Genomic DNA, 1,091 nt, shown 5'->3' on the forward strand with positions numbered 1-1,091 from the left:
CCGGCGGGCGGCGGGCGTCGGGGCGCCGGCGCGGACGGCGAAGCCGTCCCAGCGCAGGAGCCCGCCGTCGAGGCTCACGACACGCTGGCCCGGCGCCAGCGCCGACGGATCCGGCCAATCGGCCCCGGCGGCGAGGACGCCCACCTGGCGCAGCCTGCGCCGGAGCGCATCGGGTCCCTCCACCCTGGCGACGAGAGGCTCGACCCCTGCCGGAAGCGCCGGATCGCCGGCCTGCGGCTCGACGCCGCGCCAATGGGCCGGCGAGGCCGGGTCGAGATCGGCATCGAGGTCCTCTCCCAGGGCGGCCACGAGAGCCAGTTCGTATCCCGGGGCGGCCTGCATGCCGTCGAGGACGGCGCGATGCTCGCGCGGCCGGCCCGTATCGAGGACGCGCACGAGCGTCCGGGCCTCCGCCTGAAGCGCACTGAGGCGCCGTTCGGCCGCCTCGCGCGGGGGGGCCGCCTCACGCTCCCTTTCGAGCATCCCGGCAAGCGCCGCCTCGAGCGCCTGAAGCCCGGATTCGGCGGAAGCGAGCTCGGCGAGCGCCGTTTCGAGCGCGGCAGCGGCGCCGGCGCGCCGGCCCTCCCCTTCGTCCGGGCCGAGAGCCCCTATCTGCCCTTCGACGGTCCCGAGCTCGCCCGTGGCGCGGGCGAGCCGCGCCTCCGCTTCCCGCAGCGATCGTTCCGTCGCCCCGCGCTCGGCGGCCGCGCTCGCAAGCGCGGAGGCCGCCTCGGTCAGGGCCTGCTGAGCCTTCGACGCTTCCGTGCCGGCGATCTCGGCGGCCGCGCGCGCCGATGCCATTGCGGCTGCATCGCCGGCGCTCTCCTCCCGCAGCCGCCGCTCTTCCCGATCGAGGGCCTCGGCCTGGACGCGCGCCTCTTCCGCTATTTCCGCTTCGCGCCCGAGGTCGGATCTCGCCTGGGCATGCCGACCGGAGAGCTCCTTCTGCCGCGCCGCATTCCGCTCGGCCTCGCGCTCGATTTCGCCCGCCGCGGCGCGGAGCCGCTCCAGTGCGGCCTGCGTCTCGGCCGCATCGCCGCGCATGCGCGGCAGCCGGTCGCCGGCCACGGCCTCGTCGCGCGCGGCGCCGG

General features: G+C 77.4%; 1 pseudogene. It reads right to left on the minus strand.

The window, feature by feature from the left end:
- Positions 1–801 (minus strand): annotated as a pseudogene (locus tag E4O86_RS22980) (chromosome segregation protein SMC); the annotation flags it as partial.
- Positions 802–1,091: the final 290 nt, after the last annotated feature.

Origin of the sequence: Propylenella binzhouense, from assembly GCF_009866965.1 — a bacterium.
In the GTDB taxonomy this organism is placed as follows: Bacteria; Pseudomonadota; Alphaproteobacteria; order Rhizobiales; family Afifellaceae; genus Propylenella; species Propylenella binzhouense.